The organism is Acinetobacter sp. TSRC1-2 (assembly GCF_049895885.1).
Lineage (GTDB): Bacteria > Pseudomonadota > Gammaproteobacteria > Pseudomonadales > Moraxellaceae > Acinetobacter.
Map to the genome: position 1 here is coordinate 554,480 of NZ_JAFCTF010000001.1, position 23,015 is coordinate 577,494.

Below are 23,015 nucleotides of genomic sequence, written 5' to 3' on the forward strand. Positions count from 1 at the left end.
ATCTACAACTTTCGCAATGCGATATAAGACCGAGCTAAAAATTAAGATGACTGCATATAACAAATTAAAGATTGCCATTTTAGCTATTATTGCTTCACAGAATATTCATGCGATTACTATTGATCCTATTCAAATTCAATCTGCACCGGGCGAATTACTCTATGCAGAAATGAATTTCCGTCAGGCGGATTCTAATTCGCAAATACAGGCCAGCTTAGCCAGTGCAGCGGACATCACCACTTTAGGCGTAGTCCATCAACCACCTGGTCATCTTAATTTTTTTATCCGTCGTGATAGCTCGGGTAATGGGGTGATTACTCTTACCTCTTCCCGTCCACTGACTGAAGCAGAACTGAATATTATTATTAAAATTCAAGAAGGCAATACGACGCATCTAAAACATATTAAAACACCGCTACCACGTGGTAACACAAATACTCAGGCCCGTATTCCAAACAATGAAAAACCTTTAACGCCTATCACGATTGTTAGTGAAAAAGATATTGCCTTGCACTTGCCGGAAAGCACTCAATATCAGGTTGCAAAAGCACCAGCGGCTTATCAAGCCTTTGAAGCTCCGTTAATGGTAAAAAAAGCAGCGCCACCGCGCTTAAATGCCATAACTGCTGCGCCTGTGGTCATTTCATCAATGAGTATGCCAGCAGCTCAACCCAATAAAACTGCTTTAGCTGAAATAAAAACACCTACACCAGAACAAATTACCACAAAAAATGAGAGCAAAGACACTCCGCTTGCTTCGAACAAAACCGCATCCAATGCAAGTTTTTCTGCAGACCCATTAGTGAAAAAATATCTAGCATCACCCACTCAAAAAGTAACCGAAAATAAAATAGCGAGTAAACCAGCAGAACAAGTTACTGCAAAAACCAAACCCGAGGTACCTGCGCCTACGCATAAGCCACCCAAACAACACAATGAGAGTGTGGCTACCGCACAAACCACCAAACATGTGGTGCAATCCAATGAATCTCTTTGGACCATTGCTTCACAGGTCGCAACTGAGCAAAATCGCCCGGTCGGTGAGGTCATGAAACAGATCAAAGCGAATAATGAACATGCCTTTATTCAAGGTGATGTGAATCGCTTACGTCGTGGCGTGGCATTAAATTTAAACACCACCAATAGCCAAAAAGAAGATAAGAAAGTCAGTGTTGCAAACTTGGCAAAAACACCGTCTAACCAATCAGGTAAAGCCAAATACCGTCTAAATCAAGCGGAGATGAGTCTGGTTGCAGAGAAAGAACAAGATTCAGCCAGTGGTTCTGCTAAGAACAACACAGAAAAAAATCAAACATCGAACGAGTTATCATTAAAAGTTATGACATCTCGTGAAAAAACCGTTAAATTACAGAGAAACGTAACACAGTTAGAATTGGCATTACGTCACAAGGATCACAGAATTCAATTATTAAATACTCGTCTTGCCCAATTGCAGCAACAATTGAAAGCACAACAAGTAGAGAAAAAGCCAACACACTAAGGTGTTATACAATTTGATTTTTTGGATGAGTTTCATTGATAAAAACTCAATCCTGTAAGGGGTAACAACATGCTGCTTTATGTGATTCCGTTTATATTATTATTAGTGATCGCAGTTGTATTAAAAAAGCGTGACGCAAATAAACAGGCAGAGCAAACATCCGCCTCGAAGGCTAAAGCTAAAAAAGTAAGCTCAACAAAAAAGCCCTCGCAAAAAACTCAAATTGTGGCAAGTACTGTTGTTGAGAAGAAAAAAACAACCCCTTTATCTGTTGAGGTCCACAATAAAATTGAAGCGCTCATCCGTGAGCGTAACTTTTTCTCGGCTGAAGCACAGATTAATCAAGCATTAAACAAAGACAATTCACAGCATGAGTTGTATTTATTATTGCTGGATATTCACATCTTACAAAAAGATGAGTTTGCAATTAGCCAACTGATTAATCATCTACGTTCATTAGAACTGGATGAATTTTTAGAACAGGCGCTCGCTAAAAAATCCGCCCATGAAAAAGAAGCAGAAGGTTCTAGAGATACCATTGATTTCAAATTAGAATCTACAGTTCCAACACCTGCTCATACAGCAACGATTGAACAAAAAAATATTGCTGATTTTGATGCACTGATGAGTCCTACTGCACCTTCTGCGACAGCACCTCATCAATCTTTCGATCAATTACAGCAGGACTCGTTTTCGGCCCAAACAGAAGCAGTTGAAGAAATCCAGCCCTTAGATTTCAATACCTTTGCCCTAGATACAAAAAAAGTAGAAGTACCCGCCGCTACTGTTGAAGAAATCAAACCTTTAGACTTCAGTACACTTTCTTTAGAGCCGAGTCCTGTAGCAGTCACTCCGAAGCAAGAAGCAATTCCTTTAGCAGAAGAAATCAAACCTTTAGATTTCTCTTTTAGTTTGGATACTCCAGCAACAGAGCAAATAGCCAATCCTGCTATAACTGCTGAACCTGTGCTTGATGAGAAACCTGAATTTAATTTTGATTTCTCAGCGACAGAAACTGTTACACCGACTGAAGTAAAAATTGCGGTTGAAGAAACCAAACCAAGTTTAGATTTAGACTTCAATTTAGAACCAGTAACAGTAACTGAACAACAGCCTGCAGAACCAGCTTCAGGTGTGAATTTTGATATTACCAATATCAGCTCATCGGTATCTAAAGCAGATCAAAATGATCCGTTGGTTCAATCCTTCCCTGAACTGATTGAAGTCAATGAAATCAGCCTGAATTTAGATCTTGCACAGCAATATATTCAACTCGGTGCTTTTGAATCGGCACGTGAATTATTAGCAGAGCAAGAAGCTGAATATACGGCTGAACAACGTCAACAAGCGGATCAGTTACGTAATCAGATAGCTTCTTAAGGTATTTCGATCTACTATAAAGCAGTCATCATTGACTGCTTTTTTATTATGAAAAAAATAGCTTTAATTTATATGGGGGGAACATTTGGTTGCATTGGCGAGCCACTTAGTCCCATGCCTGCTGAAAATTTTATTCCCCAGTTACAACGCGTTCTTCCTTTACATCTTAATATCGAATGTTTTGTCGCACCCAGTATAAAAGACAGCAGTGCCAGTACAGCAACTGACTGGCTGCAACTCATTCAGTTAATTCAAAATTTACAACTTAAAAATTATCAACATTTTGTCGTAATTCATGGCACTGATACCCTCAGCTATGCCAGTGCAACACTTGCTCGATTTCTGGGACAATCTGCACATGTGGTCATGACCGGTAGCCAATATCCGCTACTCAATATAAGCGGGACCAATACCCGTGAATTTACCGACGCCATCGATAATCTTAATTTTGCCCTCGATGCGGTAGCAACAAGTTCTGTCGGTGTATATTTAGCTTTTCATCATCAGCTTATTCACGCCCAAACAGCGTTAAAACAACATACGACTGAATTAGATGCATTCGCTGGATTAAACGCCAAAGAGAACCTGATAACACATCAGCAAAGCTACGTCGTACATGAGCATGATATTGAAAAGGCCCAATCCTTTAACTGCTTAAGTTTAATGGCACAGCCCATAGCCATAGAGCAACAAATTAAAAACTTAAAAAACTTACAGCAACATCTCCCTCATGTTCTGATCTTGCAGGGCTTCGGTATAGGTAACCTGGCGGTGAATCAGGAATTCATTGCCACACTTCAAGATATACGCGCACAAGGCTGTGCCATTATTCTCACCACTCAAGTGCCTTTCGGTATTATTGACCAGCGCTATGCCGTGAGCGAATGGATACACCATGCCAACATCCTGATCAGTGATTGCCTGGGACATGCAGATCTTTATGCAAAAGCACTGAAAATGTATTTACAATACGACAGCGTAGACCAGTGGCATGCTCACTGGCATGATTCATTGTAAATAGAGGTAAATATGCAGCGTTTTGCGGTCGGTATTGAGTTTTCTGGGGTTGAGTATCGAGGTTGGCAAACTCAGCAAAGCGGCGTGCGTAGCCTACAGGAAACCATCGAAAAAGTACTGTCCAAAGTAGCAAATGAACCGATCTTGTTACATGGCGCAGGTCGTACCGATGCCGGCGTGCATGCTACCAATATGGTGGCGCATTTTGATACTCAAGCCATCCGCAGTATTGATGGTTGGCTGATGGGCTCAAATAGCCAACTCCCTAAAGACATCTCAATACAATGGATTAAAGAAATGGATATGGCATTCCATGCCCGTTTCAAAGCACAAGCACGACGTTATCGTTACGTGGTGTATAACAATCCGGTGCGTCCTGCGTTACTTTATAAACAAGTCACCCATGTATATTATCCGCTTGATGCTGACAAGATGATTGAGGCTGCAAAGAAATTTGAAGGCATACATAACTTCGAAAGTTTTCGCGCCTCCTCCTGTCAATCGAATCAGCCCGTCCGTCATGTTAGCCATTGCCGTTTAATCCGTCACGGCTGTTATTTAGTATTGGATATTCAGGCAGATGGTTTTTTACATCATATGGTGCGCAACATCATGGGATGCTTGCTTGAAATTGGTCAGGGTATGTATGAAATTGACCATATTGACAAAATTTTTGCTGCCGAAGACCGTAAAGCGGCGGGCATCACAGCTCCACCCGATGGCTTGTATTTTATTCACGCTGATTATCCAGAACAATTTGATTTACCCAAAGCACCGCTTGGCCCACATTGGTTAAAGATGCCGGAATAATTTAATTTTATAATTCTCCCCCTCTTGCGAAGCTGTGTTTCTCACCTTTTTCAAAGGAGGGGGGATTTTACTATCATGTAAAATGGATGAGAAAAAATCCCTCCTTTCAGGAGGGACTTAGGAAGGTGCTTTTATAAAACTTAACGCTGCTTCCGCTTCCGATATTCTACAGGCGTTTCATTGGTCCAACGCTTAAAGGCACGATAGAAAGTACTCGGCTCAGAAAAACCGGTGAGATAGACAATCCGTTCCACACTTTCCGCAGTATTGGCCAACAATTTTTTTGCCAAACGACAACGATAATCTGAAAGAATCTGTTGGAAACTGGTATGGGCTTCACTGAGCTGGGTACGTAAACGGCGTGGCGTAATATTCAAATGCGTTGCAACGGTTTCCAAAGTGGTTTCACCACTTTCTAGCGTTGAACCAATGGCACGGCGAACCTCACCCACCAAATCATAGCGCGCGAGCTCTTGCAGCTTTTCAAGCGCCAATTGTTCATGCAACTGCAACAGCTCCGGTTCAGCTTGCCATAACTGGTAATCCAAAATAGCAGGATCAAAATATAAACGTGTTTCCTTTTGACCTAAACTCACTGGACATTCGTAAACCCGGAAATACTCTTCGTCAAAAGCACCTTGGTTAAAATTAAAGTCGATGTAAATAGGCTGAAAACGACCTTCGGTAATAAATTTAAAAAAACGTAATATTCCAGACATCGCACATTCAGAAAAATGACGATTGACCAAGTTGTCCGCCCAAGCGCCCTGCTCACCATTGGTGAGATAGCAACGATCATCTTCAATAATCAGTTTTGCATGAAATGCATCACTGATCAGTCGTTGATAGGCCAAGGCACGTTTTAGCCCTTCACCAAAGTTTTCACTTGAAATAAACAGATGTTCAATCACCTGTCCGCGATATAAAGGTAGGTGTTCACCTAAATGCAAACCAATGTCAGGATCTTTACTTACCTCCTCAGCAGCTACCCAAAAGGCATATTGAGCACTGAGCGGAGTACGATCATTTGTTTCGACCTGATTTAAGGCCACACCAGCTTTGGTTAAAATTTCTTCAGTTGGCAAACCTGAACGACGAATGGCTTGGTAGCCCAATCGCAAAACAACCGATGCATCAGTTAACTGACCCACGCAAAGACCTTCCTTATATATTATTCATTTATACTTAAAAAGATTAATTTTAGATTAACTGCGATTGACCAAACTGACAACAGAACAATGCGCTTTTTTGTAGAAAAAATTTATACGCATGGTTCGCTTATTTAACTGACAGATGATCGGGCAAAGCCGCATTGTGCCTTGTTTTATGCAAAAAAATTGACTATAATTTGCGCCTTTCCAATTTATTCATTCAGGTAGGCTATGGCCAATAAAGAGGAACTCATCGAGTTCGAAGGCGTTGTCACCGAGACGCTTCCTAATACTATGTTCCGTGTACGTTTAGAAAACGGTCATGAAGTGATTGCTCACATCTCTGGTAAAATGCGTAAACACTATATTCGTATTTTAACTGGCGACAGTGTTAAAGTAGAAATGACCCCTTATGATTTGACCAAGGGTCGTATTACTTATCGTGCACGCTAAGTTTTAGCGAAAGCAAAAGCCACTTTCAAGTGGCTTTTTTATTACCTTAAATTTTTATTATTCAATAAAATAAATTTGACAGAAATCGATAAAGTCACGACTATCAATTGAATTAAAATTAAATTAATACGTTTAAAAACAATGATAAAACTAAAGCATTTAGCCCTACTTTCCGGTTTAGTCCTCGCAGCATGCGCGACAGGCGACCATCATCGTCTTAATAAGTCTTTGCAACAATATGTGGGTCAAACTGCAGCACAAGTTCGCAGCCAGCTTGACCTGAGTAAGATAGGATTTAAAACCACTCAAGGACCTATTCAAACAGTAGAATCGCTCAGCTACACCATTGTTCGTGATATGAATATTCCGATGGGCACGCCCAATATTAGTCACAGTATTTCGATGGGTGCACCGATGCCTACCCCTTCAAATGGTGGGTATAACATCGAGATGAAATGTCAGGTATGGTTTAATTTGAAAGATGAGATTGTCCAATCCATTCGCTATACCGGTAGAGCTTGTTAAACAGCAAGAATAGCCTGTGACAAGTTTTAAATGATGAGATTGGATCTCATCATGACTACACATCTGTACCGTGTATCAAATCACAACAGTATTTCTGCCTGTAATTTGCTTAAACTGATTTTATTTGGTGTGAGGATAACTCATGAAATTCACACTGATTTTGGGATGCTGTACCGCTTTTGGTTTACTTACCGCGTGTACAACTACCTCTACGACAACTGCTATGCAGCGTGATGCCTATTTACAGCAATTCATTGGACAGAGCAGCCAAACTATTCAAGCCAATCTAGATCTGGGCAGTATTGGTTATCAGCAAGTATTATCTCCTACCGTAGATGACCAGACACTCACTTATACGGTGATTCGTCCCATTACCATTCCGGTACCCATGGCACAAAATCCTGCTGATATCGATTCTGGGGCTATTCCCATACAAATCACACCTAGAGCACAAAGCTATGATGTGAACTTGCAATGTAAAATTGTCTACCATTTAGAGCAGAACATTGCCAAATCTGTTCATTACACAGGTCGTACTTGTTAAACAAAATTCTAAACAGCATAAAAAAACGCAGCACTTTGGCTGCGTTTTTTCATTCAACTAAAACTTAGTTCAAAGCTGTAACCACAGCTTGACCCATTTCAACCGTACCGACTTTGTCCATGCCTTCAGACATAATATCTGCAGTACGCAAACCTTGGTCTAGAACTTGACCTACAGCCTGTTCAATGGCTTGTGCGGCAGCTTCTTCACGGAAAGTATAACGAAGCATCATGGCAACAGAAAGAATCGTTGCAAGCGGGTTTGCCAGGTTTTGACCTGCAATATCTGGTGCAGAACCATGGCAAGGCTCATACATGCCTTTACCATTTTCATCTAAAGATGCAGATGGCAACATACCGATTGAACCGGTCAGCATAGCCGCTTCATCCGACAAGATGTCACCGAACAAGTTAGAGGTTACAATCACGTCAAACTGTTTAGGTGCACGTACCAATTGCATAGCTGCGTTGTCGACATACATATGTGACAAGTTGATCTCTGGATATTCCGCTTCTTTCATCGCAGTCACGGTTTGTTTCCAAAGTTCAGTCACTTCAAGGACATTGGCTTTATCGACAGAACATACTTTACCGCCACGAAGTCCAGCAAGCTCAAACGCCACTTTGGCAATACGCTTGATTTCAGATTCTGAATAAACGTCAGTGTTATAGCCTTGCTTTTCACCATTTTCAAGTTCACGAATACCACGTGGTTGACCGAAGTAGATGCCACCCGTCAATTCACGCACAATCAGAATATCCAGGCCAGATACAATTTCCGGTTTTAAGCTCGAAGCATCTGCCAATTGGGGATATAAAATCGCAGGACGCAAGTTAGCAAAAAGATTAAGTTCACTACGCAATTTTAATAGACCGCGTTCTGGGCGAATTGAACGCTCAATCGTATCCCATTTAGGACCACCGACCGCACCGAGTAAGATCGCGTCTGCTTTTTTTGCCTGTTCGGATGTCTGTTCAGGATATGGCGCACCATGTGCATCAATCGCGGCACCACCCAATAAACCTTGTTCCCAAGTCAAACCTAAATTGAATTTTTCATTTACGCGTGTGAGTACTTGCTCTGCGGCTTTAACAATTTCAGGACCGATGCCGTCACCAGCTAAAATCAAAATATGTTTAGACATGAGGTTTTCCATTTTTCAATTCAGTCATTTGACTGATGGGGATTTTAAATTTTTTTGTTCTACAAACTCGCCTAAGCCATTCAGGACATTATAGGGTTTGCAGAAACGCCGAATGGTCTTTTGTTCTTGCTGAAGCTCCACACACAGTGGATCAGGTGCCGATACATTCAACAAATTACCTTTATGATTGTTTCGGTCACGATACATCTTAAAGGTGTAGGTTTTTTGCGAAATAAAATTGTGGAATACATGCAGCGTTTCCGCGCGATCCTTGGACACAGGATAGAAGCGAATCACTAATTCATGCTGCCCGGCAGGTACCGACAAAGACAAAGGATTAGCCTCATTTAAAGACTTGGCTTGCAGACGAACAAGACCTTGTTGAATTGCTTCACGACTCACCCGATGACTTTGAGCATCGACAATGTGAATTTGATCGAAACGCTCAAATTCACATTGTTCTGTACCGGCACAGAAAATCAACGCATTTAATTCCGTCGATTCTGTCTCTTTCACATGTTTAATACGTACTGTATCAATGCTTTGGCATGCACTTAAGGATGCGACCATAAGACTGAGTACAGCAAGCCGACCATAAACTTTTGCCATTGTTCGAGCCCCCTCACCAATTAAAGCCAACGAGATATTTTTATGGACTCGATATTAGCAAGAGTTAGGCTCCGATACTACTAGGGCTGAAAATTCAAATAATTAAGCGCGAATTTCCTGAAACACCCAAGGACGCGATTGCTTGGTTTTTTCTTCATAGGCACGAATATCATCCGCGGCCTGAAGGGTTAAACCAATATCATCCAAACCATTCAATAAACAATGTTTACGAAACGGATCAACTTCAAACTTAAAGCTTTCACCCGATGGTGTACGTACTTCTTGTGCTTCCAAGTCAATCGTCAGTTGATAGCCTTCAGTTGCGGCACACTCTTTAAACAACTGATCCACAATCTGTTCAGATAAAATCACAGGCAACATGCCGTTTTTAAAGCTGTTATTAAAGAAAATGTCTGCATAGCTTGGCGCAATTACGGTACGGAAACCGTATTCTTCAAGTGCCCACGGCGCATGCTCACGGCTTGAACCACAACCAAAGTTGGCACGTGAAATCAAAATTGAAGCACCTTGATAACGCGGCTGATTCAAAGCAAAATCTGGATTTTTTGGACGTTTAGAATTATCTAAACCCAAATAACCTTCATCCAGATAACGCAATTCATCAAACAAGTTTTCACCAAAACCGGTACGTTTGATCGATTTCAAAAACTGTTTTGGAATAATTAAATCGGTATCGACATTGGCACGGTCTAATGGTGCAACGATACCTTGTTCAACGGTATATTTTTTCATGATTATTTCCCAATGAATCCGTTACCTCTCCCTAGCCCTCTCCTTTAATGAGAGGGAATCCCTTCTCTTGCACCATTCATGGCTCAGGGAGAAGGCTGGGATGAGGGCTTAAACTTAGAATGAACGAACATCAACAAAGTGACCTGCAATTGCAGCAGCAGCTGCCATAGCTGGACTCACCAAGTGGGTACGACCGCCATTACCCTGACGACCTTCGAAGTTACGGTTAGAAGTTGATGCACAGTGTTCACCCGGTTGCAATTTGTCAGCATTCATCGCCAAACACATTGAACAACCTGGTTCACGCCATTCAAAACCAGCTTCCAAGAATACTTTATCCAAGCCTTCAGCTTCAGCTTGCTGTTTCACTAAACCAGAACCTGGAACCACCATCGCCTGTTTAATTGAACCGGCAACTTTACGGCCTTTAATCACTTCAGCGGCAGCGCGAATATCTTCAATACGGGAGTTGGTGCACGAACCAATAAATACGCGGTCTAACTGAATATCTGCCAATGCCTGACCTGCATTTAAACCCATATATTGATAAGCACGGGTCCAGTCATTGCGTTGTACGTCATCTTTGGCCTGTTCTAAAGTCGGTACAGCTTCAGAAACAGGAATCACCATTTCAGGAGAAGTTCCCCAAGACACTTGCGGTTCGATCTCTTCACCTTGCAACACGACTACAGTGTCAAAGTGTGCGCCTTCATCAGAGTGCAAAGTATTCCAGTATTCAACTGCTTGATCCCAGTCTTGACCTTTTGGTGCATAATTACGGCCTTTGACATATTCAATCGTTTTGTCATCGACCGCGACCATACCCACACGCGCACCGGCTTCAATCGCCATGTTACACACGGTCATACGACCTTCAATCGACATATCACGGAACACTTGACCACCGAATTCAATCGCATGACCTGTACCGCCGGCAGTACCAATTTTACCAATGATCGCTAACACGACATCTTTTGAAGTCACGCCTTGACCCAATTTTCCGTCAACACGCACCAACATGTTCTTCATTTTCTTTTGAATCAGGCATTGGGTAGCCAATACATGCTCAACTTCTGACGTTCCAATCCCGTGTGCCAAGCAACCAAATGCACCATGTGTAGCAGTATGTGAGTCACCACACACTACGGTCATACCGGGTAAAGTCAAACCTTGCTCAGGGCCAACCACATGCGCAATACCTTGGCGAATATCATTGATTTTAAATTCAACAATATTGAAAGCTTCACAGTTATCATCCAAAGTTTGTACCTGGATACGCGAAGTTTCATCTTCAATACCGGCAATCCCTCGATCACGTTCCGCTTTTGAGGTCGGTACATTATGGTCAGGGGTTGCAACATTGGCACTTAAGCGCCACGGTTTACGACCTGCAAGCTGTAAACCCTCAAAAGCCTGTGGTGACGTTACTTCATGTAATAAATGACGATCAATATAAAGTAAGGCTGAACCATCATCTCGTTGTTTTACTAAATGGTCATCCCACAATTTGTCATACAAAGTCTTTGCTTTTTGGGTATTGCCTGCCATGTCGACGCGCTCCATAGAACTGGGTAATGCTTTCATTAACTTCGATTATAACCAGGTATTCACATAAATCTAATTTATCATTTTTATTAGTTTGAAAACTTTTTGGAATTAGTTTTTAGTCGATACCATCCCTATATTTTTATTAAATTTTTGATTCAAGTTTTCCAAGTAACCCACTATTTTTACATCGTTTTCTGAATAAACCAAGATTCAGGATTGCTATGTAGAAGGTTTATATTTTGACAAGACAAATAAATCTGTGCTGCTTACGCAACTCTAATTTATCTATATATTTGCTGAGTCCCAAGAGCATTGAACTGTTGGGACTGGAGCTTTAACCAGAAGAGTTTTGTTTACTCGCTGCCAGTTGCTCAATGGCCCTGATTAATTCTGCTTTCGCAATATTACACTCAGCAGCGGCTCTGTTTTCATCGCCTTCATCATCTGCAATCTCGTAGATACCCATCCGTTTTTCGACCGCTTCTTCAAAAATATCCAGCAAGTATTTAATATGTTTAATGTCCATAATTTGCATCCTTTTAGTAGCACATCAGTAGTTGATACTGTTTATTTATTTTTGTGATTGACTCACCTTTAAATTCATAAAACCGATTAAAAAATTCAAAATATTCGCTTTTACAAATTAAATAAGACTGATTATCATTTAGCCATATCCCGAGTAAAGATTGAGGACTTACCCATGGCGCATATCCAAAAATTCGTTGACACCAACCAGCGTATGTTTAAAAAAACTTTTAGCTATTACATTATGCACATCACGATTGCCATGTTGGTGGGCTATTTCGTGACAGGAAGTATCTGGATGGCCCTAACCCTAAGCTTGCTTGAACCTGCAATTCAGGCCTTTGCCTTCTTTTTCCATGAAAAAATTTGGGAAGCAAAACCATCAAAAAATGCCAAAGAACAGGAATATGGACAGCTCAACGCAGGTTAAACCCTATAAATCTTGGGTCTGGGTGTTCTCTTCTTGATCAGAATCACTTCAGTTATATGGGGTGATTTTTTTATGGCCACGACTTAAATTCATATCTTTATACATTTTTATGTATAGATTTTTTATGATTTGATTCACTTTTAATATAAAAATATTTTATAATTATTTCAATATTTCATAACCAGATTATCACTATGAATCTTGCTGCCTTTGAAGCGTTTGTTAAAGTCATGGAAACCGGCTCTATCTCGATGGCTGCCGATCTATTGTTTATTACCCAACCGGCAGTCACCAAACGAATTCATAGTCTAGAAGAATATTTTGGGGTGAAGCTGTTTGAATCTGCAGGTCGTGGGGTTCAAGCGACCCATGCCGCAAATTCCTTACTACCCAAAGTTAAAAATTGGTTAAATGAACTGGGCGATATTCACCACACCCTCAGTCATGAACAAGGGCAAGTTCAGGGTAAACTTAAAATTGGTACCAGCCACCATATTGGTCTGCATCATTTACCCAGTCACCTGCGTAATTACGTGCAAGAATTTCCGAATGTGACTTTGGATGTACATTTTGTCGATTCTGAACAGGCGCATGAAAAAGTGCTTGCCGGTGATCTGGAACTGGCATTTTTGACGCTCCCTCCTCAGGGTGATGACCGTCTAAGGTATGTCACCATCTGGAATGACCCTCTGGTTTTTGTCGCAGCACCTTTTCATCCCTTGGCCAATCAAAAAGATTTACAACTGGAAGATTTAGCACAATATCCAAGTTTATTGCCGGCGGCGCAAACCTATACCAGTCAAATTACTTTGGCTGAATTTGAAAAACGCGGTTTAAAACCGAAAATCAGTATGAGTAATAACCCGCTTGAATCCATTCGAATGTTGGCCTCGATTGGTTTGGGCTGGTCAGTATTGCCCAAGACTTTGCTGAATCAGGATTTACAGCAGCTGGATATCAACTTTGAAATGAATCGTAAACTAGGCATGGTCTGGCATCCGGGTCGTACCCAGTCCCGTGCAGCCCAAGAGTTGGTTGCCATGATGCAACAATCGATTTAAATCTGAATGGTTATTGCTGCATCTGAGCTGATGCAGCATTTTGTTACCTAAATTCTTAGAACAGGCGGCTTGCTTTCGAGTACTTTTAGACAGAACACATAAAGAATGTAGTTTCAAACCTAGAAAAAGAACTCAACGGAGTATGGCCATATGTTGATGGATTCATTATCTGTAACCTCCAAATCTGTAACCTCCAAGAAAAGCCAAGCCTTAAGCTCACAGCGTAATCCGGGTCCTTGGCAAACTGCCCATGCCTCCCTGCTGCCTACCCCGAATTTAAATTTTCCAGACGAAGCGACTGCACGGTGCAGATTGCGTGAGTATTTCCTGAATACTTTTGACACCTATGAACTGTTATTTGAATGCCTGAAGGATCAGCAAGCTTACTCCCTCAGACCAATTAATTTAAGACATCCACTGATTTTCTATTTTGGTCATACAGCGACTTTTTTTATCAATAAGCTGCTGTTAAGCAAACTGATGAGTGAACGTGTGAATCCGCAGCTAGAGAGTATTTTTGCGGTGGGTGTCGATGAAATGAGCTGGGATGACTTGAATGACCAGCATTATGAATGGCCAAGTGTAGAACAGGTTCGCGCTTATCGGCATCGGGTTCGTTCAGAAGTGCTGAATGTGATTGAACATGCAGCGTTGAGCTTGCCCATCAACTGGCAGAACCCATGGTGGTCCATCATCATGAGTATTGAACATGAACGGATTCATCTTGAAACCTCTTCGGTGTTGATTCGCCAGCAGCAGCTGAACCATGTCCAAAATCATCCTCAATGGCGCGCCAATATCATCACCGGTATTGCGCCAGAAAACACCCTAATTGTTGTTCCTGCAGGGCAAGTCAGCTTAAACAAGAGTTTAGACAGCTGCTTTTATGGCTGGGATAATGAATATGGTCAGCACCAAGCTGAAGTACCCAGTTTTGCAGCCTCGCAATATCTGGTGTCCAATCAGGAATTCTTAAGTTTTGTTGAAGATAACGGTTATTCAACTGACAGCTATTGGACAGAAGAAGGACTGGCCTGGTTACAGTTCACCCAAGTCGAACATCCCAGTTTTTGGCGTAAAACCGCTTCAGGCTGGTCACTTCGGGTCATGCTGGAAGAAATTCCCATGCCTTGGGATTGGCCAGTAGAAGTCAACTATCATGAGGCCAAAGCTTTTTGTAACTGGAAAGCACAGAAAAGCGGTCAAAGTATTCGCTTGCCCACAGAAGATGAATGGTACCGGCTCTATGATGTGGCAGGTTTGAATCCCGATCAGCCCAGTCCTGACCATGCCAACATTGAACTGAAATACGGAACCAGTCCCTGCCCGGTCAATCATTTTCAGCAGGGGGATTTTTATGATATTCAGGGCAATGTCTGGCAATGGACTGAAACTTCAATTTATCCTTTTGACGGTTTTCAGGTGCATGCCATTTATGATGATTTCAGCACCCCCACTTTTGATGGACGACATAATTTGATCAAAGGCGGCTCCTGGATTTCTGCCGGTAATGAGGCATTACATAATGCACGTTATGCCTTCCGGCGGCATTTTTTCCAACATGCCGGATTCCGTTATGTCGCTGCATCACAAGAATTGAAGCAGTTTCAATCGCAGTATGAAACTGACCAGATGATCTCGCAATATTTAGAATTTCAGTACGGTGCGGAATATTTTAATGTAGCCAATTTTGCCCAAAGCCTGATTAAACTGGCTCAACCTTATTTCGAGCATCTCCCTGCCCATAAAGCATTGGATCTCGGTTGTGCCACGGGTCGGGCCGGCTTTGAACTGGCAGCTTATTTTGATCAGGTCACCGGACTGGACTTTTCTGCGCGCTTTATTCAGCAAGCGGTACAGTTAGCACAAGGCGAAACACTAGGTTATACCCTTCCTATTGAAGGTGAACTGGTCGAATATAAAGCCTGCAACTTAAAAGAACTGGGGCTAGATGCCCATGCAGACCGGGTCAATTTTTTTCAGGCCGATGCCTGCAATTTAAAGCCTCATTTTACCGATTACAATTTTATTCTGGCAGCGAATTTAATTGACCGCCTGCATCATCCAAAAGATTTTTTAGCCCAGATTCATACCCGATTAACTGTGGGCGGGATTTTAATGCTGAGCTCACCGTATACCTGGTTAGAGGAACATACTGCACGTAGTGAATGGCTGGGGGGTTTTAAAAAAGATGGGGAAAACTTTGGTACGCTGGATGGAATTCGTGAATTATTACAGGAGGAGCATTTTGAAATGCTGGCTGAACCTCAGGAGGTTGCCTTTGTCATTCGCGAAACAGCACGTAAATATCAACATACCTTATCGCAAGTAACGCTGTGGAAACGGGTGAGATAAACCTTTCAAGCTTAAAAAGCCAATCATTTGATTGGCTTTGCTCTTCATTTCATAACTGAGTCTGCATGCAGTGATTCGTTTAGCTGATCGACAACAATCGCCCAAGAACCATCTGACTTAATTTTTTCTGCTAAAAGCTGGCGTTGGGATTCTGTCCAATAACTCGCTTCGCTAATTTTGGTATGAGCACTGAGTTGATGTGTGGCAATGAACTGCGCAATGGCTTCATCACTTGATTCGAGTCCAAGTTGCTCAAAAAGATTGGTCATTCTTGGTGTTACAGTAATCATTCTCATCACTCCACTGCTTATTAATTAATCACATCAGCATAGCATCATTCAAAAACTTTAAAAGCATCCTGGATGATTTAAAAATGTATAACCTGGCGGCAGGTTTTACAAAAAAACCTGACTCATCTTTCAATCAGTCAGGCTTTAAGCGTTTATTTAAAAAATATTTAAAATTTTACTAAATAGACCAGTCCTGAATTTCCCAATTTTGTTCTTTGGCTAAAACCGTTAAACGGTCATCTGGATTCACCGCAATCGCATGGTCGGCATGTTCCAGTAAAAAACGGTCATTGATGGAGTCCGAATACGCCCAAGATTCTTCCACATTACGTCCTGAAAGCCATTGTTCTAAACGGATCAGTTTACCTTTTTGGTAACATGCGGTATTGATGACTTTACCGGTATATTTCCCATCAATCACTTCTGCATTGGTGGCAATAATTTCAGTAATGCCAAACTCATGAAAAATCGGTGCAGTAATAAAATCAGAAGTTGCAGTAATGCCTACCAGTGCATGGCCTGCCTCTTTATGTTTTTGAATGGCAGCAAAACCTGCTGGACGCATTTGTGGACGAATGACTTTTTTCATGAATAATTCATGTAATTCAGCCAAATAGTGATTTTCATGCTGGGTTAAAAATTCAAATACAAATTCGTTATAGGCAATCGGGTCAAGTTGACCTGCTTTATAGTCTTCATAAAACTTGTCATTCATTCGACGATGTCGGATTGGATCGACTAAACCTTCGTTAACTAAAAACTCACCCCATGAATAATCCGAATCGGTGTTTAACAAGGTGTGATCGAGGTCAAATAAAGCCAATTTCATGAAAATACTCGTAAAAACTGAAATTTAAGAAAAAAATTGTAAATCTATCTCCGCTAGTCGATAGAAATTCGTTAAGATCATAGCAATTTTTAACATTTAAGCTGTGCTTTTTTTCGAGATGGATATAGAAATAACAATCCCCGGAGAAAAAGCCATACATTACAGAAGATTTAGGTAGCCAAATGATCGACTCAGAAGGTTTCCGACCGAATGTCGGGATCATTTTGGCAAACGACGTTGGACAAGTTTTATGGGCAAAACGCATTGGACACAATGCTTGGCAATTTCCACAAGGAGGTATCCAGTATGGAGAAACCCCTGAACAGGCACTTTATCGAGAGCTGAGAGAAGAAGTTGGCTTATTGCCCGAACATGTTCAAGTTATAGCGCAGACAAAAGGCTGGCTGCGTTATCGTTTGCCGCAACGGTATATACGCTCGGATTCAGACCCGGTGTGTATTGGTCAAAAACAGAAGTGGTTTTTACTCAAACTGACAGCGCCAGTAAAAAATATTCAGCTGGATTTGTCCGATCCACCGGAGTTTGACCAGTGGCAATGGGTAAGTTACTGGTATCCATTAGGACAGGTTGTGAATTTTAAACGCGATGTATACCGAAAAGCGATGGTGGAACTGTGTAACCAGTTACCGTCTATATAAGCATAAAAAAATCGTATGAAAATGCAGATTTTTTAGCAGCATATTGTTATAAATAAAACGGATTTAGACTTTTTTTGGAGCAGATTTTATGTCGAATATGCAACTGGACACCTTAAGACGCATTGTACAAGAAATCAATGCGTCCACCAGTTTGCATGAATCACTCGACATTATGGTCAATCAGGTAGCAAATGCCATGCAGGTTGATGTCTGCTCCATTTACTTGCTGGATGAACGCAACCAGCGTTATCTGCTGATGGCCTCTAAAGGTTTAAAAGCGGAAGCTGTAGGGCACGTTTCACTGCATACCGGTGAAGGCTTGGTCGGTCTGGTCGGGCAACGTGAAGAAATCGTCAATTTAGACAATGCACCAAAACATGAACGCTTTTTATATCTACCGGAAACAGGTGAAGAGATTTATAACTCTTTTCTTGGCGTTCCGGTGATGTACCGTCGTAAGGTTATGGGTGTACTGGTCGTTCAAAATAAAGAATCTCAAGATTTTAGTGAAGCAGCAGAATCTTTTCTGGTGACCTTATGTGCACAGCTTTCCGGAGTAATTGCCCATGCACATGCGGTCGGAAATATTGATGTGTTCCGTAAACCAAACAACCTGCCGGCTTATAAAACCTTCCAGGGCGTGTCGGGTTCCGGTGGCATTGCTTTAGGCCGTGCAGTCATCCTGTATCCCCCTGCCGATTTGGCGTCTGTTCCTGATCGTGAAGCCGATGACATTAGTGAAGAGCTGCAGTTACTTGACCATGCCATCATTTCAGTCCGTCAGGAAATTCAATCTCTTGATGACAAAATGCAAGATGCATTGATGGCAGAAGAACGTGCACTATTTAGTGTGTTCTTGCGTATGCTGGATGAAAATGCCCTGCCTGCCGAAATTAAGGCTGAAATTCGAGATGGCAACTGGGCACAAGGCGCGGTTCGTATCGTGATCGATACCCATATTGCCCTGTTTTCTCAAATGGAAGATGACTATTTGCGCGAACGTGTTTCGGATCTTAAAGATCTTGGGCGTCGCATTTTAGCCTTCTTGCAAGAAGCCGATGCCAGCCATCGCGAACTGACTGATGAAAGTATTCTGATTGGGGAAGAAATTTCCACCGCGGCGCTGGTTGAATTGCCGGTAGATAAAATTGCCGCCATCGTCACCACTGAAGGTGCGATGAATTCACACATGGTGATTGTAGCGCGAGCACTCGGCATTCCAACCGTGGTGGGTGTAACTGAACTGCCGGTTAACACGCTTGATGATGTCGAGATGATTGTCGATGCGCATCAAGGTCGGGTCTTTATTAATCCACCGCGTCGCTTGCGTACCCGCTATAAAGAAATTCAAAAAGAAGAAGAGCAAATTGCCAAAGACTTAAAGCAATATGAAACCAAAGATGCCATTACCCCTGATGGTGTTGCGGTTAAACTCTTCGTCAATACCGGTCTAATGATTGATGTGGTTCGCGGTGTGCAACGTGGGGCCAAAGGAGTCGGTTTATATCGCTCTGAAATTCCATTTATGTTGCGTGACCGCTTCCCTGGTGAAGAAGAACAGCGTGCCATTTACCGCCAGCAGCTGAGTCACTTTGCCAATAAACCGGTGGTGATGCGGACTTTAGATATTGGTGCAGATAAAGATCTGCCTTATTTCTCCATTGAAGAAGAAAATTCTGCGCTCGGCTGGCGTGGTATCCGGTTTACACTGGATCATCCTGAAATTTTTTCATCGCAAATTCGTGCCATGCTTAAGGCCAGTATTGGCTTAAATAACCTGCACATTTTGTTGCCGATGGTGACCAGTGTCAGTGAAGTTGAAGAAGCTTTATATTTGCTTGAACGCGACTGGACAGCGGTTCAGGAAGAAGAACAGGTCAAAATCACCAAGCCGAAAATAGGCATTATGGTCGAAGTCCCGAGCGTACTTTTACAAATTGAAGAATTTTCCGAGTTAGTCGATTTCTTCTCGGTGGGTTCGAATGATTTAACCCAATATTTACTGGCGGTTGACCGTAACAATCCACGTGTCGCTAACGTCTATTCACATTTCCACCCTGCAGTCCTACGTGCTTTAACACGCTTGGTTAAAGAATGTCATAAATACGATAAACCGGTCAGCATTTGTGGGGAGATGGCCGGTGATCCATTGGCTGCAGTGTTATTAATGGCGATGGGCTTTAATACCCTGTCGATGAGCTCAAGTAATATTTTGCGGGTACGAAAAGCGATTTGCCATGTTCCAATGAGTGAGGCACTCCAACAGTTGGAACATGTATTGAAAATGGATAATCCATTGATCGTGAAAAGCTGGATGGAGTATTACTTTAAGACCCATGGTCTGGCGGATATGGTGAAATCTGCAACACGCATTGTCGGTGCTTAAAATAGGTTTATAGAAGAGCAAATAGCGTGCAAGAAAAAGGGAGATAGTCATTTGAGTATCTCCCTTTTTTGTGCTTGTCATAGCCACGTTTTGCATTTTTCTTTCGGTCTATAAACACTTGGCTTTTGTTGACCTCATGCATGTGTTTTGCCACAAAGTTGTGAATTACCACTTCTGGCACTGCTTTTTTATTTGCCATTTTGCTCACCTGTTTTTACGTTTTCACATCAGTTGGATGTAAAGCATATATTGCGCTGATTTGTACAAATTTCAAGTCGTTTTAAACGTGCAAAAATTTAAAACTCCCCCTCCCATTCATAATTTTTAAAACTTTCCTCCCTTATGAAATATATCTCTCATTCCAAAGGAAGGGAAATTCTAAGGCGTGATTAATATTCTTTAGCCAAAGCTCTCTCCAACAACTGTTCTACATCCACCTGCTTCGTTGCAAGCATCCCCACCACTCGACCATGAAATTCGCTGTAACGCGTTTGAATAAAGCCATTTGCGACAAAATCTGGCGCATGACGTTTCAATAAAACCGCTTGGGCTAAAATCACCAGACGGCTGACTAGACTGCGCCCCATAAACTGCAAGTCCTCTGCGGATTGATGGAACAGTTTGAACAAAGCCTGTAATTCATGATTCAGCGTTTCATCTTGCATCGCAGTTGATGCCAAGTCTTTAAATAGCACTTCAATGGATTCTGGTTCACGACCAATCGCACGCAGTACATCCAGACACATGACATTGCCCGAACCTTCCCAAATGGTATTGACTGGTGCTTCTTTGAATATACGTGCCATGATGCCGTTATCGACATAGCCATTACCGCCAAAGACCTCCATCATCTCCCCAGTCAGTTCAACAGCTCTTTTGCAAATCCAGAACTTGGAAGCAGGTGTCATAATCCGTTTCCAAGCCAATGACAGTTCATCCTCACTTTCATAACAATGCGCCAAATAAAAACTTAAGTGCATCGCTGCTTCAGTTTCCAAGGCTAAATCTGCCAGTACAGCACGCATTAAAGGCTGTTCGGCCAGATGCTTACCAAAGGCTTTACGCTGGCGGGTATAGGCGATGCATTGCACCAAAGCCTGACGCAGCATAGCCGTACTGCCAACTGAACAGGTCAGGCGGGTATAATTGGCCATTTCAATAATGGTCGGAATGCCACGCCCTGCTTCACCCATCATGATGCCCCAAGCCTCTTGAAATTCGACCTCGGAACTGGAGTTGCTGCGGTTGCCAACTTTTTCTTTTAAGCGTTGCACATGAATATTGTTCTTACTGCCATCCTCTAGCCAACGCGGGACAAAGAAACAGGCCACGCCATCCTGCTCGGTTTTTGCCACCACCAAATGCGCATCACACATCGGAGCTGAGAAAAACCATTTATGGCCAGTCAGCAAGTAAGCTTTGCCACGACCGGATTCAGCTACGGGTACAGCGAAAGTTTCATTGGCACGTACGTCTGAGCCGCCCTGCTTTTCGGTCATGCCCATTCCTAGCCAGATTGATTTCTTTTGGGCCATTGGCAGGTCACGTTCATCATATTCAGTAGATAGCAGTTTTGCGCCAATTTTGGTCCACAGTTCAGGTTCACGTTGAATTAATGCAACGCTGCCTAACGTCATCGACGTGGGGCACAGACTACCGCATTCCACCTGCCCGCTTAAGTAAAAACGCGCTGCCCATTCCACCCATTTGGAGGATGATTCCGTATGATTAAATGGATAAGCATGGCTGTCGAACTTGCGGTTTAAAGCCATCCATTGATGCCAAGCAGGATGAAACTCAATGCAGTCTTTACGGCGACCTCTAGCATCGAAGGCATGCAAAATGGGCGTGTGTCTATTGGCTAAATCGGCATATTCATAATATTCAGATGAGCCTACGACTTTGCCCATTTCAGATAATCTTGCCTGATCCTGACTGCCATAACGAGACAGGATTTCCTGCAAGACCTGATCGGTTTCAAACAGGTTGTAGTCTTGCAGTTCGTCAAACTGGTTGCTGATCTGATGGGTCATCCATGAATTCATTGTTTATACTTCCTGCTTGTTGTTCTGGGCTTTTCATTCCAGTATAGAGAAAAAATAGCCACAGGATGTTCGGCTTTGCTGGATCAATTTTTTTATGAAAAATCCCGAGATTCAAGTACGGCGTAAGCCACGCCAATCAAGAGCGAAGCTGACTCAGGAAGCCTTGCAGGACAGTTTTGTTCGGCTTTTGCATGAGCGTTCGGCGAATAAAATTACCATTCGAGAAATTACTGACCTTGCAGGCGTGGGTTTAGGCACGTTTTATGAGTATTTTTCTAAAAAGGAAGATTTAATCGCGCTGACTATTCACAGACATGTGAAAAACAATGCCGAAGACCTAAAAACTTATGCACAAAGTCTGATCAAATTATCCACAGATTTGGTTTTGGAGGATTATTTAAAGCAAGTGATTCACTTTCAGCTTGAACAGATTCAGGCTCAGCAGTTTTTATGGGCGCAGGTGTTTTTGTTGGAACGACAGATTTCGAATATTGAAAGTTATCGCAAGAGTTATGAAATGATGCTACAGATGTGGCAAAGCATTCTTGCGCCGTTTATTCAGGATGCTGAACAGCTCAAGCGAATGAGTTTAAATGTGCAACGAGTGTGTTATGGTTTTGTGTCGCAGATGTTATTGGTGGAGCCTAATTTTAAGGAGTGGACGGTTTTGAAAAGGGATATTATCCTAACTTTGATCAACTTAATTTATAATAAAAATATCCTTTTTTAAAGTTAGAAGATCTGTTTTTAATTGGTAAAAAATTCCAGAATCGTTCAGAAAAACCGATTTTTTTATAATCCAATTTTCTGCAAATTTTGCGTCAGAGTTGGAGTTTAAGCGATTTATATTAATATTTTACTTTCCTCCCTATAAACAACATTATATTAAATGAAGAAGAGTGGTGGAAATCTCACTCAAAATATTTATAATTTTTGCTTTAATTATATAAGTAATGCTAAATCCAAATAAATAAACTAATAACCCATAATCTTTACTTAA

At 42.0% G+C, this 23,015-nt stretch carries 23 protein-coding genes; 13 read left to right on the forward strand and 10 right to left on the reverse strand.

The window, feature by feature from the left end; genetic code table 11:
- Positions 1 to 46: 46 nt before the first annotated feature.
- The 4 genes from ACP69Y_RS02600 (at position 47) to truA (ending at position 4,708) form a co-directional block, all read left to right on the forward strand.
- Positions 47 to 1,501 carry a type IV pilus assembly protein FimV gene (locus ACP69Y_RS02600; RefSeq protein ID WP_425915890.1) on the forward strand — a complete coding sequence of 485 codons (1,455 nt, stop codon included), beginning with the start codon at positions 47 to 49 and terminating at the stop codon, positions 1,499 to 1,501.
- Between the two features lie 69 nt (positions 1,502 to 1,570).
- Positions 1,571 to 2,881, forward strand: a complete 1,311-nt coding sequence (locus tag ACP69Y_RS02605; protein WP_425915892.1) for a hypothetical protein — start codon at positions 1,571 to 1,573, stop codon at positions 2,879 to 2,881.
- Positions 2,882 to 2,929: 48 nt separating this feature from the next.
- Complete coding sequence (locus tag ACP69Y_RS02610) at positions 2,930 to 3,898, forward strand: asparaginase (protein WP_425915894.1); 969 nt, start codon at positions 2,930 to 2,932, stop codon at positions 3,896 to 3,898.
- 12 nt (positions 3,899 to 3,910) lie between these two features.
- A complete protein-coding gene (truA, locus tag ACP69Y_RS02615) occupies positions 3,911 to 4,708 on the forward strand; it encodes a tRNA pseudouridine(38-40) synthase TruA (protein WP_425915895.1) in 798 nt (265 codons plus the stop codon).
- Between the two features lie 140 nt (positions 4,709 to 4,848).
- Here truA and ACP69Y_RS02620 read toward each other — a convergent pair whose 3' ends face one another.
- Entirely contained in the window at positions 4,849 to 5,859 is a 1,011-nt protein-coding gene (locus tag ACP69Y_RS02620) for an AraC family transcriptional regulator (RefSeq protein WP_425915897.1), read from the reverse strand.
- Positions 5,860 to 6,090: 231 nt separating this feature from the next.
- Here ACP69Y_RS02620 and infA point away from each other — a divergent pair, with 231 nt between their 5' ends.
- From infA to ACP69Y_RS02635, 3 genes are all read left to right on the forward strand, one after another.
- Positions 6,091 to 6,312, forward strand: a complete 222-nt coding sequence (gene infA / locus ACP69Y_RS02625) for a translation initiation factor IF-1 (protein WP_001284370.1) — start codon at positions 6,091 to 6,093, stop codon at positions 6,310 to 6,312.
- Positions 6,313 to 6,453: 141 nt separating this feature from the next.
- Complete coding sequence (locus ACP69Y_RS02630) at positions 6,454 to 6,837, forward strand: hypothetical protein (protein WP_425915899.1); 384 nt, start codon at positions 6,454 to 6,456, stop codon at positions 6,835 to 6,837.
- Between the two features lie 142 nt (positions 6,838 to 6,979).
- On the forward strand, positions 6,980 to 7,381 hold the full coding sequence (locus ACP69Y_RS02635; protein ID WP_425915901.1) for a hypothetical protein: 402 nt from the start codon (positions 6,980 to 6,982) through the stop codon (positions 7,379 to 7,381).
- 64 nt (positions 7,382 to 7,445) lie between these two features.
- Here ACP69Y_RS02635 and leuB read toward each other — a convergent pair whose 3' ends face one another.
- From leuB to ACP69Y_RS02660, 5 genes are all read right to left on the reverse strand, one after another.
- Positions 7,446 to 8,525, reverse strand: coding sequence for a 3-isopropylmalate dehydrogenase (leuB, locus tag ACP69Y_RS02640; protein ID WP_425915903.1), 1,080 nt, complete (start codon positions 8,523 to 8,525; stop codon positions 7,446 to 7,448).
- A gap of 24 nt (positions 8,526 to 8,549) precedes the next feature.
- On the reverse strand, positions 8,550 to 9,134 hold the full coding sequence (locus ACP69Y_RS02645) for a hypothetical protein (RefSeq protein WP_425915905.1): 585 nt from the start codon (positions 9,132 to 9,134) through the stop codon (positions 8,550 to 8,552).
- Between the two features lie 102 nt (positions 9,135 to 9,236).
- Entirely contained in the window at positions 9,237 to 9,887 is a 651-nt protein-coding gene (gene leuD / locus ACP69Y_RS02650) for a 3-isopropylmalate dehydratase small subunit (protein WP_425915907.1), read from the reverse strand.
- A gap of 114 nt (positions 9,888 to 10,001) precedes the next feature.
- Positions 10,002 to 11,435, reverse strand: coding sequence for a 3-isopropylmalate dehydratase large subunit (gene leuC, locus ACP69Y_RS02655; protein WP_425915909.1), 1,434 nt, complete (start codon positions 11,433 to 11,435; stop codon positions 10,002 to 10,004).
- Between the two features lie 334 nt (positions 11,436 to 11,769).
- Positions 11,770 to 11,961, reverse strand: a complete 192-nt coding sequence (locus tag ACP69Y_RS02660; RefSeq protein ID WP_425915911.1) for a hypothetical protein — start codon at positions 11,959 to 11,961, stop codon at positions 11,770 to 11,772.
- Between the two features lie 174 nt (positions 11,962 to 12,135).
- On the opposite strand from ACP69Y_RS02660, the gene ACP69Y_RS02665 reads away from it, so the two are divergent.
- The 3 genes from ACP69Y_RS02665 to ovoA all read left to right on the forward strand — a co-directional run bounded on the left by ACP69Y_RS02665 (position 12,136) and on the right by ovoA (position 15,806).
- Positions 12,136 to 12,390: a DUF2061 domain-containing protein gene (locus tag ACP69Y_RS02665; protein WP_425915913.1), complete on the forward strand. Its 255-nt coding sequence runs from the start codon at positions 12,136 to 12,138 to the stop codon at positions 12,388 to 12,390.
- A 194-nt stretch (positions 12,391 to 12,584) separates the two neighbouring features.
- A complete protein-coding gene (locus ACP69Y_RS02670) occupies positions 12,585 to 13,451 on the forward strand; it encodes a LysR family transcriptional regulator (RefSeq protein ID WP_425915915.1) in 867 nt (288 codons plus the stop codon).
- A 150-nt stretch (positions 13,452 to 13,601) separates the two neighbouring features.
- The gene (gene ovoA / locus ACP69Y_RS02675) at positions 13,602 to 15,806 is read left to right on the forward strand and encodes a 5-histidylcysteine sulfoxide synthase (protein WP_425915917.1); all 2,205 of its coding nucleotides are present in this window, start codon (positions 13,602 to 13,604) and stop codon (positions 15,804 to 15,806) included.
- A 44-nt stretch (positions 15,807 to 15,850) separates the two neighbouring features.
- On the opposite strand, the gene ACP69Y_RS02680 is transcribed toward ovoA, so the two are convergent.
- Together ACP69Y_RS02680 and ACP69Y_RS02685 are read right to left on the reverse strand one after the other, a co-directional pair.
- Entirely contained in the window at positions 15,851 to 16,096 is a 246-nt protein-coding gene (locus tag ACP69Y_RS02680) for a DUF2789 domain-containing protein (RefSeq protein ID WP_425915919.1), read from the reverse strand.
- A gap of 178 nt (positions 16,097 to 16,274) precedes the next feature.
- The gene (locus ACP69Y_RS02685; protein WP_425915921.1) at positions 16,275 to 16,925 is read right to left on the reverse strand and encodes an HAD family hydrolase; all 651 of its coding nucleotides are present in this window, start codon (positions 16,923 to 16,925) and stop codon (positions 16,275 to 16,277) included.
- Between the two features lie 182 nt (positions 16,926 to 17,107).
- On the opposite strand from ACP69Y_RS02685, the gene ACP69Y_RS02690 reads away from it, so the two are divergent.
- Together ACP69Y_RS02690 and ptsP are read left to right on the forward strand one after the other, a co-directional pair.
- Positions 17,108 to 17,584, forward strand: a complete 477-nt coding sequence (locus ACP69Y_RS02690; RefSeq protein WP_425915923.1) for an RNA pyrophosphohydrolase — start codon at positions 17,108 to 17,110, stop codon at positions 17,582 to 17,584.
- A gap of 88 nt (positions 17,585 to 17,672) precedes the next feature.
- The gene (gene ptsP, locus ACP69Y_RS02695; RefSeq protein WP_425915925.1) at positions 17,673 to 19,970 is read left to right on the forward strand and encodes a phosphoenolpyruvate--protein phosphotransferase; all 2,298 of its coding nucleotides are present in this window, start codon (positions 17,673 to 17,675) and stop codon (positions 19,968 to 19,970) included.
- 7 nt (positions 19,971 to 19,977) lie between these two features.
- On the opposite strand, the gene ACP69Y_RS02700 is transcribed toward ptsP, so the two are convergent.
- Complete coding sequence (locus tag ACP69Y_RS02700) at positions 19,978 to 20,169, reverse strand: DUF7230 family protein (protein WP_425915927.1); 192 nt, start codon at positions 20,167 to 20,169, stop codon at positions 19,978 to 19,980.
- A 190-nt stretch (positions 20,170 to 20,359) separates the two neighbouring features.
- Positions 20,360 to 22,015, reverse strand: coding sequence for an acyl-CoA dehydrogenase family protein (locus ACP69Y_RS02705; protein WP_425915929.1), 1,656 nt, complete (start codon positions 22,013 to 22,015; stop codon positions 20,360 to 20,362).
- Positions 22,016 to 22,109: 94 nt separating this feature from the next.
- On the opposite strand from ACP69Y_RS02705, the gene ACP69Y_RS02710 reads away from it, so the two are divergent.
- Positions 22,110 to 22,745 carry a TetR/AcrR family transcriptional regulator gene (locus ACP69Y_RS02710; protein WP_425915931.1) on the forward strand — a complete coding sequence of 212 codons (636 nt, stop codon included), beginning with the start codon at positions 22,110 to 22,112 and terminating at the stop codon, positions 22,743 to 22,745.
- Positions 22,746 to 23,015: the final 270 nt, after the last annotated feature.

What these genes read in the sequence shown, in the direction of transcription:
- ACP69Y_RS02600 (WP_425915890.1), top strand. Translation starts at nt 47, where the DNA reads ATGACTGCATATAACAAATTAAAGATTGCCATTTTAGCTATTATTGCT.
- ACP69Y_RS02605 (WP_425915892.1), top strand. Translation starts at nt 1,571, where the DNA reads ATGCTGCTTTATGTGATTCCGTTTATATTATTATTAGTGATCGCAGTT.
- ACP69Y_RS02610 (WP_425915894.1), top strand. Translation starts at nt 2,930, where the DNA reads ATGAAAAAAATAGCTTTAATTTATATGGGGGGAACATTTGGTTGCATT.
- truA (WP_425915895.1), top strand. Translation starts at nt 3,911, where the DNA reads ATGCAGCGTTTTGCGGTCGGTATTGAGTTTTCTGGGGTTGAGTATCGA.
- infA (WP_001284370.1), top strand. Translation starts at nt 6,091, where the DNA reads ATGGCCAATAAAGAGGAACTCATCGAGTTCGAAGGCGTTGTCACCGAG.
- ACP69Y_RS02630 (WP_425915899.1), top strand. Translation starts at nt 6,454, where the DNA reads ATGATAAAACTAAAGCATTTAGCCCTACTTTCCGGTTTAGTCCTCGCA.
- ACP69Y_RS02635 (WP_425915901.1), top strand. Translation starts at nt 6,980, where the DNA reads ATGAAATTCACACTGATTTTGGGATGCTGTACCGCTTTTGGTTTACTT.
- leuB (WP_425915903.1), bottom strand. Translation starts at nt 8,525, where the DNA reads ATGTCTAAACATATTTTGATTTTAGCTGGTGACGGCATCGGTCCTGAA.
- ACP69Y_RS02645 (WP_425915905.1), bottom strand. Translation starts at nt 9,134, where the DNA reads ATGGCAAAAGTTTATGGTCGGCTTGCTGTACTCAGTCTTATGGTCGCA.
- leuD (WP_425915907.1), bottom strand. Translation starts at nt 9,887, where the DNA reads ATGAAAAAATATACCGTTGAACAAGGTATCGTTGCACCATTAGACCGT.
- leuC (WP_425915909.1), bottom strand. Translation starts at nt 11,435, where the DNA reads ATGGCAGGCAATACCCAAAAAGCAAAGACTTTGTATGACAAATTGTGG.
- ACP69Y_RS02660 (WP_425915911.1), bottom strand. Translation starts at nt 11,961, where the DNA reads ATGGACATTAAACATATTAAATACTTGCTGGATATTTTTGAAGAAGCG.
- ACP69Y_RS02665 (WP_425915913.1), top strand. Translation starts at nt 12,136, where the DNA reads ATGGCGCATATCCAAAAATTCGTTGACACCAACCAGCGTATGTTTAAA.
- ACP69Y_RS02670 (WP_425915915.1), top strand. Translation starts at nt 12,585, where the DNA reads ATGAATCTTGCTGCCTTTGAAGCGTTTGTTAAAGTCATGGAAACCGGC.
- ovoA (WP_425915917.1), top strand. Translation starts at nt 13,602, where the DNA reads ATGTTGATGGATTCATTATCTGTAACCTCCAAATCTGTAACCTCCAAG.
- ACP69Y_RS02680 (WP_425915919.1), bottom strand. Translation starts at nt 16,096, where the DNA reads ATGATTACTGTAACACCAAGAATGACCAATCTTTTTGAGCAACTTGGA.
- ACP69Y_RS02685 (WP_425915921.1), bottom strand. Translation starts at nt 16,925, where the DNA reads ATGAAATTGGCTTTATTTGACCTCGATCACACCTTGTTAAACACCGAT.
- ACP69Y_RS02690 (WP_425915923.1), top strand. Translation starts at nt 17,108, where the DNA reads ATGATCGACTCAGAAGGTTTCCGACCGAATGTCGGGATCATTTTGGCA.
- ptsP (WP_425915925.1), top strand. Translation starts at nt 17,673, where the DNA reads ATGTCGAATATGCAACTGGACACCTTAAGACGCATTGTACAAGAAATC.
- ACP69Y_RS02700 (WP_425915927.1), bottom strand. Translation starts at nt 20,169, where the DNA reads ATGGCAAATAAAAAAGCAGTGCCAGAAGTGGTAATTCACAACTTTGTG.
- ACP69Y_RS02705 (WP_425915929.1), bottom strand. Translation starts at nt 22,015, where the DNA reads ATGAATTCATGGATGACCCATCAGATCAGCAACCAGTTTGACGAACTG.
- ACP69Y_RS02710 (WP_425915931.1), top strand. Translation starts at nt 22,110, where the DNA reads ATGAAAAATCCCGAGATTCAAGTACGGCGTAAGCCACGCCAATCAAGA.